The following is a 15,992-nucleotide window of genomic DNA, read 5'->3' as shown; positions in this document are numbered from 1 at the left end:
GGGTGTTCCCGGTGCCGCTACGGACGTAGCTGGGCGTTTCATATGAACGGTCCCGAATCGGCGGGAATAGTTGGCGTCCGTCAACCATTTCACTTATCGTTGACTCTTCTCAACTACTTGAGCGAATTACACGAAAGCCGCAATGTCAGCCACCACCGCACCGCCCGCCGCCCCGGCGAAGATGACGCACCGCCAGGTTCTGGAGGCCCTCTCGGGCCTGCTCCTCGGCATGTTCGTCTCCATGCTCGCCAGCACCGTCGTCTCCTCGTCGATGCCCGTCATCGTCTCCGATCTCGACGGTGATCAGACCGACTACACCTGGGTGATCACCTCCACGATGCTCACCACCGCGATCTTCACCCCGATCTGGGGCAAGCTCGCCGACCTCACCAACCGCAAGCTGCTGATCCAGATCGCGCTCGTGATCTTCGTGGTCTCCTCCGCCACCGCAGGCTTCGCCCAGAACCCCGAGATGCTGATCGCGTCCCGCTTCGTGCAGGGCGTCGGCGCCGGTGGCCTTGCCGCGCTGAGCCAGGTGATCATGGCCGACATCATCAGCCCGCGTGAGCGCGGTCGCTACATGGGCCTGTTCGGCGCCGTGATGGCGGTCGCCACCGTGGGCGGCCCGCTGCTGGGCGGCTTCATCACCGACGTCGCCAACTGGCGCTGGAACTTCTTCATCGCGGTTCCGTTCGCCGTTCTGGCCCTCATCCTGCTGCAGACCACGCTGCACCTGCCGAAGCAGCCCCGACGCAAGGTCAGCATCGACTACCTCGGCATCGTCTTCCTCGCGGTGTCCGTATCGCTGCTGCTGATCTGGGTGACCGAGGCCGGCACGCAGTTCGAGTGGGCCAGCGCCGAGACCGCCTGGATGACCTCCATCGCCGGTGCCGCCGCCATCGCCTTCGTCGTGACCGAGCTGCTCGTCAAGGAACCGCTCATCCCGCTGTCGCTGTTCAGGAACCGCACCTTCACCCTCTCGGTGATCGCATCGATCTCCATCGGTGTCGCCATGTTCGGCACGTCCGTGTACCTCAGCCAGTACATGCAGATGTCTCGCGGCGCGACGCCCACCGAGGCGGGCCTGATGAGCATCCCCATGATGGCCGGAGTCCTGGTGAGCTCGATGGTGATCGGTCAGATCATCACCCGCACCGGCAAGTGGAAGCGCTGGGTGGTGCTCGGCTCGATCATGCTGCTGGCGGGCATCACGATGCTCGCCACCATCCGCTACGACACCAACTACTGGCTGCTGTCGGTCTACATGTTCCTCACCGGTGCCGGAGTCGGCATGGCGATGCAGAACCTCGTACTGGTGGTGCAGAACACCGCTCGTCCACAGGAGATGGGCGCGGCGTCCTCGGGAGTGGCCTTCTTCCGCTCGCTCGGCGGCACCGTCGGAGTATCCGTGATGGGTGCCATCGTCGCATCGAGTGTGACCACGCTGTTCACCGACAACAAGCAGCGCCTCACCGATGCCATCACCGAGGTCGCGAAGAGCGCGGGCCCGGAGGCGGCGAAGAAGATCAGCGACATCATGACCAGCGGCAAGCTGCCGGTCGTGCATGAGCTGCCCAACCCCTTCCGGGGCGTACTGGAGGACCTGTACGCACAGGCCATCTCGCACTCCTTCATCATCGGCATCCCGCTCGCAGCGATCGCCGTGCTGGCCATCGTGTTCCTGCCGAACATCTCGCTGACACGTCAGACCACCACCGAACGTCTGGCCGAGGACGAGGCCGGCATGGTGGCAGTCGCCACCGGCATGGCCACCACCGGCCCGATCCCGGTCATCACCGGTGCCACCCCGACCGCGGCAAGCGCCAGCGAGGCCAGCCGCTCGTCGCGGTCGGATTCGCCCCGCGAGTAGGCAGACGCGATGATGGAGGACGTGACCAGCGAGATGGACCAGTCCGCAGCGACCGACGCACGAACGGCGGCGATGCGCGCGCTGGAGTCGGAGTTCAGCGGGCTCATCGCCCGCATGCGACACCTGTACATCGAATACGCGAACCGGGTCTCGCCGGGAATGCTGCCCGGCACCTACAAGGTGTTCTCCATCATCGCGCGGCGGGGCCCGATCACGGCCTCGACGGTCGGCGAGACGCTGATGATGGACAAGGCACAGATCAGCCGCATCACCCGCGAGCTGTCCGAACTGGGGCTGGTCGAGCGCACGCCGGATCCGAAGGACGGCCGGGCGAGCCTCCTGTCGGCGTCCGAGGAGGGCCACCGCCGGATCCGCGCGGCGATGGATTCCGGCGACAACCACCTCGTGCGGGCACTGGAAGATTGGGACGTGGCCGACATCAGTCGCCTGACCGTCCTGCTCCACGCTCTCGGGGAGGGGAAACCTCCCGCACCCTGACCGTTGATCGTGCGCACATGGCTCCAATTCCCTCGGGATTGGAGCCATGTGCGCACGATGGACTACTGACGAAGTCCGGGGAAGTCCGTGTCGCGGAACTCGGGACCGCGCTCTCCGGCGGCGGCGCGCTCTCGCTCCCGGGCGCGGAGCTCAGCGCGACGGATCTTGCCGGAGATGGTCTTGGGCAGCTCGTCGACGAACTCCACCCGGCGCACGCGCGTCCACGGGGCGAGGTGCTCGCGCGCGTACCGCAGCACCTGCTCGGCCGCGGCCGGATCGGGCACCGCTGCGCCAGCGAGCGTCACGTACGCCTTCGGAACGGCCTGACGCTCGGCGTCGGGTGCGGGGACGACGGCCGACTCCGCCACGATCGGGCACTCCAGCAGCACCGACTCCACCTCGAACGGTGAGATCTTGTAGTCCGATGCCTTGAAGACGTCATCCGTGCGCCCCACATAGGTGACGTACCCGTCGGCATCCCGCGCGGCGATGTCACCACTGTGGAAGAAGCCGCCGGCGAACGCCTGGGCGGTGCGCTCCGCATCCCCCACGTACCCGGTCATCAGGGCGAGCGGGTGGCGGGAGAGGTCGAGACAGATCTCCCCCTCGCCGACTCCCTCCACCACGAGCCCGGTCTCGGGGTCCACCAGCACCGACGGAACGCCCGGCAGCGGCATGCCCATCGACCCCGCACGCACCGGAGTCCCGGGCGGGTTGCCGAGCTGCGCGGTGGTCTCCGTCATCCCATAGCCGTCGCGGATCTCCAGACCCCAGGCGTTCTTGACCTGGGCGATGACCTCCGGGTTCAGGGGTTCGCCCGCTCCCACCAGCTCTCGCAGCGAGGAGGGGCGCGCACCGAGATCAGCTTTGATCAGCATCCGCCAGACCGTGGGCGGCGCGCACAGCGTGGTCACGTGCCGCTCCCGGAGCTGGGCCAGGAACGCGGCAGCGTCGAATCGGGCGTAGTTGTACACGAGCACGGTCGCCTCGGCGATCCACGGCGCGAAGAAGCTCGACCACGCGTGCTTTCCCCAGCCGGGCGACGACACATTCAGATGCACATCCCCGGGCTCGAGACCGAGCCAGTACATCGTCGACATCATGCCCACCGGGTAGGAGACCTGGGTGTGCTCCACCAGCTTGGGCCGCGACGTGGTGCCGGAGGTGAAGTAGAGCAGCAGGCGATCATCGGGCGCCGTGCCGGGGTGCTGCGCCGGTTCCGCCGGTGTCTGGAACGCCGTCGCGAACGGGACCCAGCCGTCACGAGCTGTGGTGCAGATGCGGACGTAGTCGCCGGCAATGGTGTCGAACTTGCCGGCGTCCGCGTCGTTGCAGATCACCGCCCGCGCCTCGCCGCGTTCGATCCGATCGGCGAGGTCCGCCGGTCCCGCCGCCGTGGCCGTCGGCATGAGCACGGCGCCGAGCTTGATCACCGCGAGCATCGCCACCCATAGCTCCACCTGGTTGTTGAGCATCAGCAGCACCGAGTCGCCGCGCCCGATGCCCTGGGAACGCAGGAAGGCCGCTACCTGGTCGGAGTGTGCGGCGAGCGCGTCGAAGGTGTAGGACGTTTCACTCCCGTCGGCCTCGACGATCACCAGTCCCGGCCGCTCGTTCCCCCGCGCGAACGCATCGAACCAGTCGATCGCCCAGTTCCACCTCTCCCCCACATCGGGGAAGCGGAACTCGGCGATCGCCCGTGCACGATCGGTGCGAAGAGCCAGGAGCTGATCCCGGGCGGTCCGGTACTCGTCGGTGGGCGATGCGGCCATGCAACTCTCCTTCTGGTTTCTGACGATCGTACGCTCCGTTCATAGCGCGCGATGTGCTCCTATTCGCCAGGAATTCGGGCGATTCGCGCGCTGTGAACGGGGATCAGCACAGCTCGGGCCCGCCGGACCACGGCTTCGCCCACCTCGTCCAGCAGCGCGGAGCGCAGGTGCCACTGCTGCCAGTACAGCGGGACGTCGATCCCCACCGGCGACAGTGGGCGGATGCGCCCGCTGGCATGCGGCTCATCGGACTGGAACGGCAGCAGCTGTCCCCAGCCCATGCCCATCAGGACGGCGTCGGCGAAGTCGGCCGACGCGGGAACCCGCTGGCGCGGCGGCAGCGCCGGATCCACCCCCTGACGAATCAGCCACCGCGTCTGCAGGTCGTCGCGCCGGTCGTAGTCCACCAGCGGGGCGCGCTCCAGCGCTGCGGTGGTGACGCCCTCTGGGAACCAGCGATCGTGGAAAGCGATGGTGGCGAACGGAACGTAGCGCATCGCGCCGAGCGGCGTCACACGACATCCGGCGATGGGCTCGGCGCGCGAGGTCACCGCGGCGATGACGGTTCCCTCTTCGAGCAGTCTCACCGTGAAGTCCTGATCGTCGCGATGCAGGTCGAACACCACCGGGAGCCGGGCGCTGAGCTCGGCGATGGCGGGGAGAAACCACGTGGACAGGGAATCCGAGTTCACCGCGATCGGCAGACTGGTGAGGCTTCCCTCCTCACGGATACCGATGGCCGACATCGCATCGGCCTCCAGATGCGACAGCTGGCGAGCGTATCGGATGACCGCCTCGCCGGCCTGGGTGGGACGTACGGGGCGGGAGCGGACGAGCAGCACCTGCCCGAGCAGAGATTCCAGCGTGCGCAGTCGCTGACTCACCGCGGGCTGCGTGATGCCGAGCGCCGCCGCCGCCGGCTCGAACCCGCCCTCCGACACCACCGCGGCCAGCGTGAGCGCGAGATCGGGCGGGATCCTCATATAAGCAATGCTAATGCGACCCAACATCTCATGCCTGGTGTTTGTGCAGCGACGTTCCTAGCCTGGATCCATGCCCTTCCTCACCGGACTCGGAGTCGGCCTCTCCCTCATCATCGCCATCGGCGCGCAGAACGCCTTCGTGTTGCGGCAGGGAATCCGACGACAGCACGTCTTCATCGTCGCCCTCATCTGCGCTGCCTCCGACGCGGTGCTGATCTCCGCCGGCGTCGTCGGCGTGGGCCTCGCCCTGGAGACCGTGCCGTGGCTGGTGACCGTGGTGCGGTGGGTCGGCGTCGCCTTCCTGGTCACTTACGCGTTCCTGGCGCTGCGTCGCGCGTACAAGCCCTCGGGCGAGGCGCTGCACGCGGCAGCCGACGCCCCGACGGGGGACGCATCGGCACCGGGCACCCCGACGGGCGGAACCGCGCTCGCCACCCGGGCTGCGACGTCCTCACTCCTCGCCGTGGTCGGCGCGACGCTCGCCATCACCTGGCTGAACCCCCACGTCTACCTGGACACCGTGATCTTCCTCGGCTCCGTCGCGCAGGCCCAGGGGCCGGCCCGCTGGATCTTCGCCGCCGGCTGCATCACCGGCAGCTTCCTGTGGTTCTTCGCGCTCGCCTACGGTGCGCGCCTGCTCGGTCGCTGGCTCAGCAGCCCGCGTGCCTGGCGCATCCTCGATGTCATCGTGGCTGTGTTCATGTTGATCATCGCGGGCGTGCTCGCCTTCGGACACTGAGGCAGCGCGCAGGGTGACGTGCTGCAGGATCGGCGCGCACCGACGCCGAGTGCCGCGACGGCGGGCGGTAACGCAGCGCGGCACGGCGGTCACAGTGCGGCAATGCAGTGACAGTGCAGTGACCCGGCGCTGTCACAGTGCAGCAACACAGTGACCCAGCGCAGCAAGGCAGTGACCCAGCGCAGCAAGGCAGTGACCCAGCGCAGCCATGCAGCAATACAGTGACCCAGCGCAGCCACAGTGCGGCAAGGAGTCACAGTGCAGCAACGCAGTGAGCCAGCGCCGCCACGGCGCAGCATGATCGTGACGCAACGCCGCGCAGGAGTATTGCGTGGCAACATCGTGGCGCTGCACAGGAGTACCGCGCAGCTACGCAGCAACGCGGCGCCGTGAAGCAGCACGATGCAGCGAGAGCGAAGGTCGTGCAGCCGCGACACACGCTCCGCACGAACGACGAAGGCCCCCACCTCGCGGTGGGGGCCTTCGTGCGATTCAGCGCATCAGATGGCGTTGACATCCAGCGGGATGCCGGGGCCGAACGTGGTCGACACCGAACCCTTCTGGATGTAACGGCCCTTCGAGCTGGACGGCTTCAGACGAACGATCTCGTCGAGCGCGGCACGCAGGTTCTCGTTCAGGGCGTCAGCCGAGAACGACGCCTTGCCCACAACGAAGTGGATGTTGGCGTGCTTGTCGACGCGGAACTCGATCTTTCCGCCCTTGATCTCCTCGACGGCCTTGGCCGGGTTCGGGGTGACCGTGCCGGTCTTCGGGTTCGGCATGAGACCACGCGGACCGAGGACCTTACCGAGGCGTCCGACCTGACCCATGAGCTCCGGGGTGGAGACGGCGGAGTCGAAGTCGGTCCAGCCTGCGGCGACCTTCTCGATGAGCTCGGTGCCACCGACCTCGTCGGCGCCAGCGGCGATGGCGGCCTCAGCAGCCGGGCCGTTGGCGAAGACGATGACGCGAGCGGTCTTGCCCGTGCCGTGCGGCAGCATGACGGTGCCACGGACCATCTGGTCCGCCTTGCGCGGGTCGACCGAAAGCTTGAGCGCGACCTCGACGGTCGAGTTCATCTTCGACGAACCGGTCTCCTTCGCGAGCTCAACGGCCTCGCTCGGGGTGTAGAACTTGCCAGCCTCGATCTTCTCGGCGGCGGCGATGTAAGCCTTGGACTTAGCCATGTTGGTCTTCCCCTCAGCCCTCAACCGTGATGCCCATGGAACGGGCGGTGCCGGCGATGATCTTCGAGGCGGCCTCGATGTCGTTCGCGTTCAGGTCGGGCTGCTTGGTCTCGGCGATCTGACGAACCTGCTCCTGCGTGAGCTTGCCCACCTTGGTGGTGTGCGGGGTCGACGAGCCCTTGGCGACGCCAGCGGCCTTCTTGATCAGCTCAGCCGCCGGCGGCGTCTTGAGGATGAACGTGAAGGAGCGGTCCTCGTAGACGGTGATCTCCACGGGGATGACGTTGCCGCGCTGCGACTCGGTCGCGGCGTTGTACGCCTTGCAGAACTCCATGATGTTGACGCCATGCTGACCGAGCGCGGGGCCGATCGGCGGCGCCGGGTTGGCTGCACCGGCGTTGATCTGAAGCTTGATCAGGCCGGTCACCTTCTTCTTCGGTGCCATTTCCTCTTCCTTTCTCCGAACGAGCCAGACGGCCCGCTCTCCCGCGGTTCCGGCGGATCCGGAGCGCGGTGCAGGTCTGCACGCGATCGAAGAACGCGCACAAACCATGAAAGTCTACCGCATCCCGCGGCGAGGATTTGACCGCGTTCGGTCTCAGATCGCGTCGTTGGCCTCCATCGATCCGCACTTCTGAGACCGTGGGCCCCGCCGCTCACAGAAAGTGCGGGATCGGGAGCCGGGGACAGCGGTATGTGGGACCAATCCCCGGCCGTCGGGTGCTCCGCGTCACCGGTGGGTACAGACAACGAACCCCCACGGCGGTGCCGTGGGGGTTCGTTGACGACGTGTGTCAGATCATCTTGGTGACCTGATCGAACGACAGCTCCACGGGAGTCTCGCGCTCGAACAGGGAGACCAGCACCGTGAGCTTGCCGCTCTCGGGCTTGATCTCGGAGATCGTGCCGGGAAGGCCGGCGAACGAGCCCTCCTTGATGGTGATGGTCTCGCCGATCTCGAAGTCGACCTCGGCCGTGACGCTGCGCACCGGGGCGGAGCCGCCGGCGGCACCGGTCTTGGCCGATGCGGACTCGCGCACCTCGACGAGCGACTTCAGCATGTTGAAGGCCTCTTCGAACCGCAGCGGGGTCGGGTTGTGGGCGTTGCCCACGAAGCCGGTGACACCCGGGGTGTGACGGACGACCGACCAGGTGTCCTCGTTCAGCTCCATGCGCACCAGCACGTAGCCGGGGATACGGACGCGCGTGACCATCTTGCGCTGACCGTTCTTGATCTCGACGACGTCCTCCATCGGGACCTCGATCTGGTAGATGTCGTCCTCGACCTCGAGCGTCGCCTTGCGCTGCTCGATGTTCTGCTTCACCTTGCGCTCGAAGCCCGCGTAGGAGTGGATGACGTACCACTTGCCGGGGAGCGTGCGAAGCTCCAGCTTGAAGGCCTCGTAGGGGTCCTCGGCCGACGTTTCCGCGTCATCCGCGTCGGACTCGGCCTCGGCGACCGCGGTGCTGTCCTCGGCGATGGCGTCCACCTCTGCCGATGCGTCGCGCACCGACTCCGTGAACTCCGGGTCGAGCACGGGCTCATCCGGCTCGCCGTTGATGTCGGGACCGTCGTACGGGGTCACGTCCTCGTCCTCCTCCATAGCAGGGTGCGCATCCAGGAATGCGTCGGCTTCCGCCTCCAGCGCCTGCTCGTTGTCATTGTCGAAATCATCGTCCGAGGCATCCGCCTCGTCATCGCCGTCCTCATCCTCGATCACGTGGATCGCAGAGGTCTCGGCGGCATCGCTCGCGCGGTCTTCGACCAGATCGATGTCACCGGTCTGGTGCTCGTCGACCTCGCTCGACTGCTCGGCCGTGGGGCCCCAGTCGGCGTCGTCGTGGAATCGTTCGGACACGGACTCTCCTTCGGTCACATCAGCCGGTGATCCGCAGTGGCACCGTGCGGGATTGCTCGGAATCTTACTCCGGCGAGCCGAACACGTACTGGGTGAGCAGCGTGAAGACCGTGTCGAGGCCGTAGACGAGGGCCATCATCACCACAACGAAGCCGAGCACCACGAGGGTGTACTTGACCAGCTCCTGGCGCGTCGGGGTGACGACCTTGCGAAGTTCGCCGAAGACCTGGCGGATGAAGAGCGCGATGCGAGCGAAGACATTCATCTTCTTCTCACGGGTGGCGCCGCTGGTCGTCGCGACATCGTCGCGCGAAGCGTCCTGATCCATCCTGCATGCACCTTTCATTGCCAGCGAGCGCTGAGCGCAGGGCGGACAGGAATCGAACCTGCAACCTGCGGTTTTGGAGACCGCTGCTCTGCCAATTGAGCTACCGCCCTAGAGATCCGGGGATCTCACGGGAGATGTCTGCATCTGCTGTGCTAGGCACAGCGAAACAATGCAGACATCGACTGCGTATCCCAGCATAGGGCATGTGCCCGGCCCTGGCGAACCACGACAGCCTCGCCTGCGTCCCGCGCGTGTCGTCGTCTCCCGCACACCGTTGGGCACGATCTGTCCGCGGAGCGCGAAACAGCCCGTGCGGGCCCGGGCGGACGACTCCCCCGCTGATAGGCTCGCCGTTCCGGCGGGGCGCCGTCCCCGCCGCCTGATCGTGACGAATCCGAGGGTGGCGTGAGCGCAGACGAGCAGCATTTCCAAGTCGACCTGCGCGGTGTGGTCGATCTGCTGAGTCGGCACATCTACTCCGGTCCGCGCGTGTATCTGCGAGAGCTCCTGCAGAACGCCCGTGACGCCATCACGGCGCGCAGCGAGATCGACGGCGCCGGCGGACGCATCCGCATCACACCGCTCAGCGAGCGCTCCGACGAGTTCGTGCTGCGCGACGACGGCGTGGGTCTCACCGCGGACGAGGTGGGCGAGTTGCTCGCCACCGTGGGACGCAGCTCCAAGCGCGACATCTTCGATCTGCCCCGTCACGAGTTCCTGGGACAGTTCGGCATCGGCCTGCTCAGCTGCTTCATGGTGGCCGATGAGATCGTGATCCGCTCACGCAGCGCGCGGGGCGGGGACCCCGTCGAGTGGTCCGGCCGCACCGACGGCACCTTCACCGTCTCGCCGGGTCCGGCGGACACGCCCATCGGCACGAGCGTGCACCTGCGCCCCCGGTTCGGGTCGGAGGACCTGCTGCGTACCGCTTCCGTGATGCAGCTCGCCCAGACGTTCGCAGAGTTCCTCGGCGTGCGCATCGACGTGGACCTCCCCGGGGGCGGCGAGAGCCGCATCGACCGCGCAGCACCCTTCCTCGATGCACGCAGCACCCCCGACGCCGCGGTCGAGTACGGGGCGGAACTGCTGGGCACCGCACCCTTCGCCGTGGTGCCGATCGATGCCGCCGGCACCGGGACGCGCGGTCTCGCCTACGTCCTCCCCTACGCTCCGCCGCCCGGATCGCACCAGGCCGCCCGGGTCTACCTCAACCGCATGCTGCTCAGCGAGCGGGTGGACGATCTCCTGCCGGAATGGGCGTTCTTCGTCCGCGCGGTCGTGGATTCCACCGCGCTCTCCCCCACCGCCAGCCGTGAGTCCCTCGTGGAGGACGACGCGCTGGAGAACACCCGCGCCGACCTCGGTCAGGCGATCCGGCGATGGATCCTCGACCTCGGCCTCTCCGCCCCCGAGCGGCTGGCCCAGTTCGTCTCCATCCACGAGGTGTCGCTGAAGGCACTGGTTCGCCACGACGACGAGCTGGCGCGGTTCATCACCCGCTGGCTGAGCGTGGAGACCACGATCGGCCGGATGACGATCGGGGATCTGGTCACCCGCTACCCCTCCGTCCGCTACGCGGCAACGGTAGACGAGTACCGCCAGGTGGCGGGCCTGGAGAGCGGCGCCGGCCCGCTGGTGAACGGCGGGTACCTGTACGACTCGGAGATCATCGAGCTCCTTCCGGAGCTGTTCCCCGCCGTCACCGTAGAGCGCGTGGACGTGCTCACCGAGTTCGAGCGGCTGGACCCGCCGCCCTTCGATGACCGCCCCTCGGCGATCTCGCTGGAGGATCGCGCCACTGCAGCGCTGTCCGAGGTGGACTGCACCGTGATCGTCCGCTCCCTCGAGCTCGAAGACGTACCGGCCGTCTACGTCGCCGACCCCGCGGTGCTCCGGCGCATCGACCGAGGACGCGCGCGCGGTGCCACCGGCGGCCTCTGGTCATCGGTACTGAACACGATCGACGATCAGACCGCGGCCGTGCATGAGGACTCCGCGACGAGCGCGCGGCTGTGCCTGAACTGGGCGAACCCGGTCGTACAGGGCCTCGTGCGAACCACGGGCGAGCCGTTCGACCGGACCGTCCAGCTGCTCTACGTACAGGCGCTGCTGGCCGGACATCGCCCGCTCGCCCCGCGCGATCGCGCCCTCATGACGCGCGCCCTCGGCGCGATGATCGACCTGTCCGCGCGATCCGCGGACTGAGAACACCGCAGGAGTGACATGACCCAGGCCAGCGCCCGCATCCGCGAACTGTTCGCACAGATCGACATGACCCCGTGGGGTCCCGAGGAGCAATCGCTCGTCGCCGAGGCGGTGAAGCTGGCCGTCGAGCTGGGCGATGAGGAGCTGGAGTACCGCGCCCGCATGCGCCAGACCTCCTCGGCCAACATGGCCGGCGACACCGAGCTCACCCTGAGCTCATTCGCCTGGTGCCTCGGCCGTCATGATGCCGATCCGGTGCGCTTTCCCACCGACGTCGGATCCGGTGCGGATCTGATGTGGCAGTTCAAGTGGATGGCGGGATCCCTGCGCTGCTCCCCCGCTTTCACGGAAGCACAGATCGACGCCGTGCTGGACGACATGGAGGAGCACTATCGCCGTGAGGGTCTGGGCCTCAGCGGCGTGTGGATGGCCCGCTTCGAGAGCGCCTGGTCCCGGGGCCTGATCGAGGAGGCCGAGAAGTACCGCGCCCTCCTCACCAGCACGCCGCGCGACGAGCACAGCCACTGCGATGCCTGCACGCGCAGCCAGCTCGCCGGGTTCTTCGTGGATCAGGGACGGGCGGAGGAAGCGCTCGCCCTCATCGACGAGCTCGTGGAGGGCGGCTTCAGCTGCGCGGAGGAGCCCGAGCACGCCCTCGCCCGCGGTCTGCTCTCCTACCTCCGTGCCGGACGCCTGAACGATGCGGTGCTGGCGCACCGTCGCAGCTACCGGCTGGCGCGCACCGACCCCGACAACCTCGCGATCGTCATGCTGAACCTGCAGTTCGTCGTGGTGACCGGCAACTATCCGCGCGCCCTGGCCATGGTCGAGCGTCACCTCGGATGGCTGGCGCACGACGGGCTCAACGACGACGCCCACGCGGTCGCTCTCGCAACGATCGCGCTCGCCCTGGAGGCCGTCGATCGCGACGGCCACGGAGATGCCGTGGTGCGGGGTGCGGACTCCCCCTCGCTCGTCCGCTTCTTCGGCGAGCACACCGGCGCGTGGACGGCGGCGGAACTGGCCGCGGCAGCGGGCGCCGGGGCGGACCGGATCGCCCGGCTCTTCGACGCACGAAACGGCAACACCAGCTTCAGCGAGCGCATCGACGCGATCCGCGCGCTTCGTGACGAGCGCATCGAGGTGCCGTTGGGCTCGGAGGGATATGCGCCGCAGACGGCGACGGACGCTCCGGCCACGCCGGAGGAGCGACTGCATCGCGCCGTCTGCCTGGCGGACTGGGGAGCAGCGCCCGAGGCCATCGCGGCGGCCACGGCGGCTGTCGCCGACGGACTGGATGCGGCACGACTGCACGGCATCATCGTGGGCGCGCATGCGGCGCGAGACGACTGGGACGCGGCGGCCGCCGCCCTCCCGACCCGCATCGCCGCGCTGCGCGCCGCCGGTCGCGAAGCGCAGGCGGATGTGGAGGATGCCGCCGGGCTGGCCCTGTACGGCCGCACGCAGGAGGGCGATGCCGAGAACATCGCGCACCTGCTCGCTCGTCAGGATCTGCCGGACGAGGCCCGCGGCGACCTGGAGCTGGCCGTGGCGTCGGAGCGTGTGGACAATGCCGACACGGAGGGTGCGATCACGCACACGCTGTCCGCCATCGGCGCGTTCCGCGACGCCGGCCTCGATGACCGCGTCGCCGCCGCCGAGATGGTTCTCCTGTCGCTGCGCGCGGGTAGTGGCACCCCGGTGCTCGAGGAGATCGACGAGCTTCTGGAGCGCCCCGCACTCACTGCCGGCAGCCGCGGACGACTCCTGGAGCTGCGCGCCCGGCTGCGGGGAGCCGCGGGCGAGTACCACTCGGGCGCTCTGGACGCCGACGAGGCCAGCCGCATCGCAGCTGCGCTCGGCATCACGGCCGACGTCTACGCCGTCTACGGGCTCGCCGCGATGCTCTTCCACGATGCCGGAGCACCGGCCGAAGCCGCCGCACGCTATCGTGTGGCGGCGCGGCTGGCGGAGTCGGACGGCAACCCGCAGCAGTATCTGACGCTGCGATACCAGCTGGGTGTCTCGCTCATGAACGCGGGTGATGCGGGAGAGTCGGCGGAGGTCCTCGCCGACACGCTCAACCGTGAGACCGAACTCGGCGTGCCCGACGCGTCCCGCGGACAGACGGCGGGAGCGCTGGCGCAGGCGCTGGAGCTGGACCAGCAGTTCGAGGATGCGATCGGGGCCTGGCAATACGCCGGCGAGCTGTTCGCCTCCGGCGGCGACCAGGTGATGTCGGCACACTGTCACGTGCACGCCGGGCGGCTGTTCGGCAAGTTCGGCATGCACGAGGAATCCGTGGAAGAGCTCACCGATGCCGTCGCGATCGCCCGCGCCCACCCCGATGAGGATGAGCTGCTGATGCGCTCGCTGCACCTGCTCGGCCAGGCCACCGGTGCTGCCGGCGATCCGGTGTCGGACACCCACCTCGACGAGGCGTACGCGATGGCAGAGGCCGAGGGCAACGCCTGGACCATGGCGGACATCACGGACTCCCGCGCCCGCGCCCGCGCGGCACGCGGCGACGTGGACGGTGCGGTCGCTGCTGCTCTGCAGGCCGCGGACGCCTTCGTATCGGCCGGGGACTCGGACGGCGCTGCGGGCAGCGAGCTGTTCGCGGGCCGAGTGCTGGCAGGCAACGGCCGCGCCGCCGACAGCGTTCCCGTCTTCCGCGCGGCCCTCGAGCACGCCGATCCGCAGGGTCCGCTGCGTCAGCTGTCTGCCATCGAGTTCGGCGAGGTGCTCGCCTCCCTCGGCCGCCACGGCGAGGCCGCCGAGATCCGCGGCATCGCGGACGCCTGAGACGGCGCTGAGGAGGACTGAGACCAGCAGCGCCGAGCTCCGGAGACGGCAGCGGAGAACTCCCGAGACGGCAGCGGAGAACTCCCGAGACCAGCAGCGGAGAACTCCCGAGCACGGCAGTGCTCAACTCCCGAGACCAGCAGCGCTGAACTCACGAGACCAGCAGCGCAGCACTCCTGAGACCAGCAGCGGATAACTCCCGAGACTGGCAGCGGAGAACTCCCGCGACCAGCAGCGCTGAACTCACGTGACCAGCAGCGGAGAACTCCCGAGCCCGGCAGTGCTCAACTCCCGAGACCAGCAACGCAAAGGCCCTTCGGCACGCGGCAACACTCCTGCGCGAGTCGAAGGGCCTCTGAGCGTCCTCAGGCGGTGCGAATGAGCTTCTTGTTGACGAACTCGTCCGCTGCCAGCGTGCCCAGCTCGCGGCCCGTTCCGGAGGACTTCACGCCGCCGAACGGGAGTTCAGGAGCGTCGGCCAGCACGAGGTTCACGTACACCATTCCCACGTTGAGGCGGTTGGCCACGCGATCAGCCTGCTCCACGTCCGTCGTGAACACGTAGGAGCCGAGACCGAACGGTGTGTCGTTCGCGAGCTCGACCGCAGCATCCTCATCCGCCACCCGGTAGACCACTGCCGCGGGGCCGAACAGCTCCTCGCGGTAGACAGCCATCTCCGGGGTGACGTCGGTGAGCACCGTCGGGTGGAAGTAGGCGCCGTCGCGCTTGCCGCCGAGAGCGAGGGTCGCTCCCTGGGAGACCGCCTCGTTCACCTGCGCCTCCAAGCGCTCCGCGGCGGCCAGCGAGGACAGCGGTCCGAGGACGGTGTCCTCCACCGTGGGATCGCCCACCACAGCGTCCCGCATGGCCGCCGTGAACTTCTCCAGGAACGCATCGTAGAGACCGTCCACGACGATGAACCGCTTGGCACCGTTGCAGGCCTGACCGGTGTTGTCCAGTCGGGCATCGACGCCGGCCGCGACGACAGCGTCCAGATCATCTGCGGAGAGCACGATGAACGGGTCGGAGCCTCCGAGTTCGAGCGCCACCTTCTTCAGGTTGCGCCCGGCCACCTCGGCCACCGCGGCTCCCGCCCGCTCCGAGCCGGTGAGGGAGACGCCCGCGACGCGACGATCGGCGATGATGTCCGCAGACTGCTCGTTCGTGGCACGGATGTTGACGTACGCGCCCTCAGGGAAGCCCGCGTCCCGGAAGATCTGGGCGATCGCCTCCGCAGACTCCGGGCATTGCGGCGCGTGCTTCAGGATCACGGTGTTCCCGTTCATCAGGTTCGGTGCAGCGAAGCGAGCCACCTGGTAGTACGGGAAGTTCCACGGCATGATCCCGAAGATCACGCCGAGTGGCGCCCGGCGGATCACCGCTGAGCCCTCGCCGCCCGAGATGAGCTCGATGGGCTCGTCGGCGGTGAGCTTCTCAGCCATGTCGGCGTAGTACTCGATGATGTCGGCGGCGAACTCTGCCTCGCCCACGGCGGCGGCCTTCACCTTGCCCATCTCGCGCACGATGATGTCGCCGAGCTCTTCGGCGCGCTCGCGGTGCAGGCGTGCCACGTTGCGCAGCAGACGCGCGCGCTCCGCGGCGGACGTGTTCACGGCCCAGTCGCGGAAAGCAGCGGATGCGGCCGCGACCGCGGCGTCCACCTCTGCGGCCGTGGCGGTGGCGTACTCGGCCACGGTCTGCCCCGTGGCGGGATTGACGACGGCATAGTCGGTCATCGGTTCATCC

12 protein-coding genes and 1 tRNA gene are annotated in these 15,992 nt (G+C 68.1%); 5 read left to right on the top strand and 8 right to left on the bottom strand.

Annotated features, from left to right (window positions below):
- Positions 1-142: 142 nt before the first annotated feature.
- Complete coding sequence (locus LQ566_RS11120; protein WP_231091770.1) at positions 143-1,870, top strand: MDR family MFS transporter; 1,728 nt, start codon at positions 143-145, stop codon at positions 1,868-1,870.
- 9 nt (positions 1,871-1,879) lie between these two features.
- Positions 1,880-2,368 (top strand): MarR family winged helix-turn-helix transcriptional regulator, encoded by a 489-nt coding sequence (locus tag LQ566_RS11115; protein ID WP_231091769.1) that lies wholly within the window; start codon positions 1,880-1,882, stop codon positions 2,366-2,368.
- Positions 2,369-2,430: 62 nt separating this feature from the next.
- Here the strand turns inward: LQ566_RS11115 and LQ566_RS11110 are convergent, their stop codons facing one another.
- Positions 2,431-4,140 carry an AMP-binding protein gene (locus LQ566_RS11110; RefSeq protein WP_231091768.1) on the bottom strand — a complete coding sequence of 570 codons (1,710 nt, stop codon included), beginning with the start codon at positions 4,138-4,140 and terminating at the stop codon, positions 2,431-2,433.
- A 59-nt stretch (positions 4,141-4,199) separates the two neighbouring features.
- Positions 4,200-5,123 (bottom strand): LysR family transcriptional regulator ArgP, encoded by a 924-nt coding sequence (locus tag LQ566_RS11105; protein WP_231091767.1) that lies wholly within the window; start codon positions 5,121-5,123, stop codon positions 4,200-4,202.
- 70 nt (positions 5,124-5,193) lie between these two features.
- On the opposite strand from LQ566_RS11105, the gene LQ566_RS11100 reads away from it, so the two are divergent.
- Complete coding sequence (locus LQ566_RS11100) at positions 5,194-5,862, top strand: LysE/ArgO family amino acid transporter (RefSeq protein WP_231091766.1); 669 nt, start codon at positions 5,194-5,196, stop codon at positions 5,860-5,862.
- A 500-nt stretch (positions 5,863-6,362) separates the two neighbouring features.
- On the opposite strand, the gene rplA is transcribed toward LQ566_RS11100, so the two are convergent.
- The 5 genes from rplA to LQ566_RS11075 all read right to left on the bottom strand — a co-directional run bounded on the left by rplA (position 6,363) and on the right by LQ566_RS11075 (position 9,346).
- The gene (rplA, locus tag LQ566_RS11095) at positions 6,363-7,049 is read right to left on the bottom strand and encodes a 50S ribosomal protein L1 (RefSeq protein ID WP_231091765.1); all 687 of its coding nucleotides are present in this window, start codon (positions 7,047-7,049) and stop codon (positions 6,363-6,365) included.
- Between the two features lie 13 nt (positions 7,050-7,062).
- The gene (gene rplK, locus LQ566_RS11090) at positions 7,063-7,494 is read right to left on the bottom strand and encodes a 50S ribosomal protein L11 (protein ID WP_231091764.1); all 432 of its coding nucleotides are present in this window, start codon (positions 7,492-7,494) and stop codon (positions 7,063-7,065) included.
- A 349-nt stretch (positions 7,495-7,843) separates the two neighbouring features.
- Positions 7,844-8,908: a transcription termination/antitermination protein NusG gene (gene nusG / locus LQ566_RS11085; protein WP_231091763.1), complete on the bottom strand. Its 1,065-nt coding sequence runs from the start codon at positions 8,906-8,908 to the stop codon at positions 7,844-7,846.
- A 64-nt stretch (positions 8,909-8,972) separates the two neighbouring features.
- On the bottom strand, positions 8,973-9,236 hold the full coding sequence (gene secE, locus LQ566_RS11080; protein ID WP_231091762.1) for a preprotein translocase subunit SecE: 264 nt from the start codon (positions 9,234-9,236) through the stop codon (positions 8,973-8,975).
- 37 nt (positions 9,237-9,273) lie between these two features.
- Positions 9,274-9,346 (bottom strand) — tRNA-Trp (locus LQ566_RS11075).
- Between the two features lie 295 nt (positions 9,347-9,641).
- Between LQ566_RS11075 and LQ566_RS11070 the strand changes: the two genes are divergently transcribed.
- Together LQ566_RS11070 and LQ566_RS11065 are read left to right on the top strand one after the other, a co-directional pair.
- Entirely contained in the window at positions 9,642-11,441 is a 1,800-nt protein-coding gene (locus tag LQ566_RS11070) for an HSP90 family protein (RefSeq protein WP_231091761.1), read from the top strand.
- Between the two features lie 18 nt (positions 11,442-11,459).
- Entirely contained in the window at positions 11,460-14,246 is a 2,787-nt protein-coding gene (locus tag LQ566_RS11065; protein WP_231091760.1) for a hypothetical protein, read from the top strand.
- 365 nt (positions 14,247-14,611) lie between these two features.
- Here LQ566_RS11065 and LQ566_RS11060 read toward each other — a convergent pair whose 3' ends face one another.
- Positions 14,612-15,982: an NAD-dependent succinate-semialdehyde dehydrogenase gene (locus LQ566_RS11060; protein ID WP_231091759.1), complete on the bottom strand. Its 1,371-nt coding sequence runs from the start codon at positions 15,980-15,982 to the stop codon at positions 14,612-14,614.
- Positions 15,983-15,992 lie beyond the last annotated feature (10 nt).

This window comes from Microbacterium nymphoidis, from assembly GCF_021044885.1.
Lineage (GTDB): Bacteria > Actinomycetota > Actinomycetes > Actinomycetales > Microbacteriaceae > Microbacterium > Microbacterium nymphoidis.
Note: the sequence above shows the minus strand (reverse complement) of the source record. Positions and strands in the feature narration are given on the sequence as shown.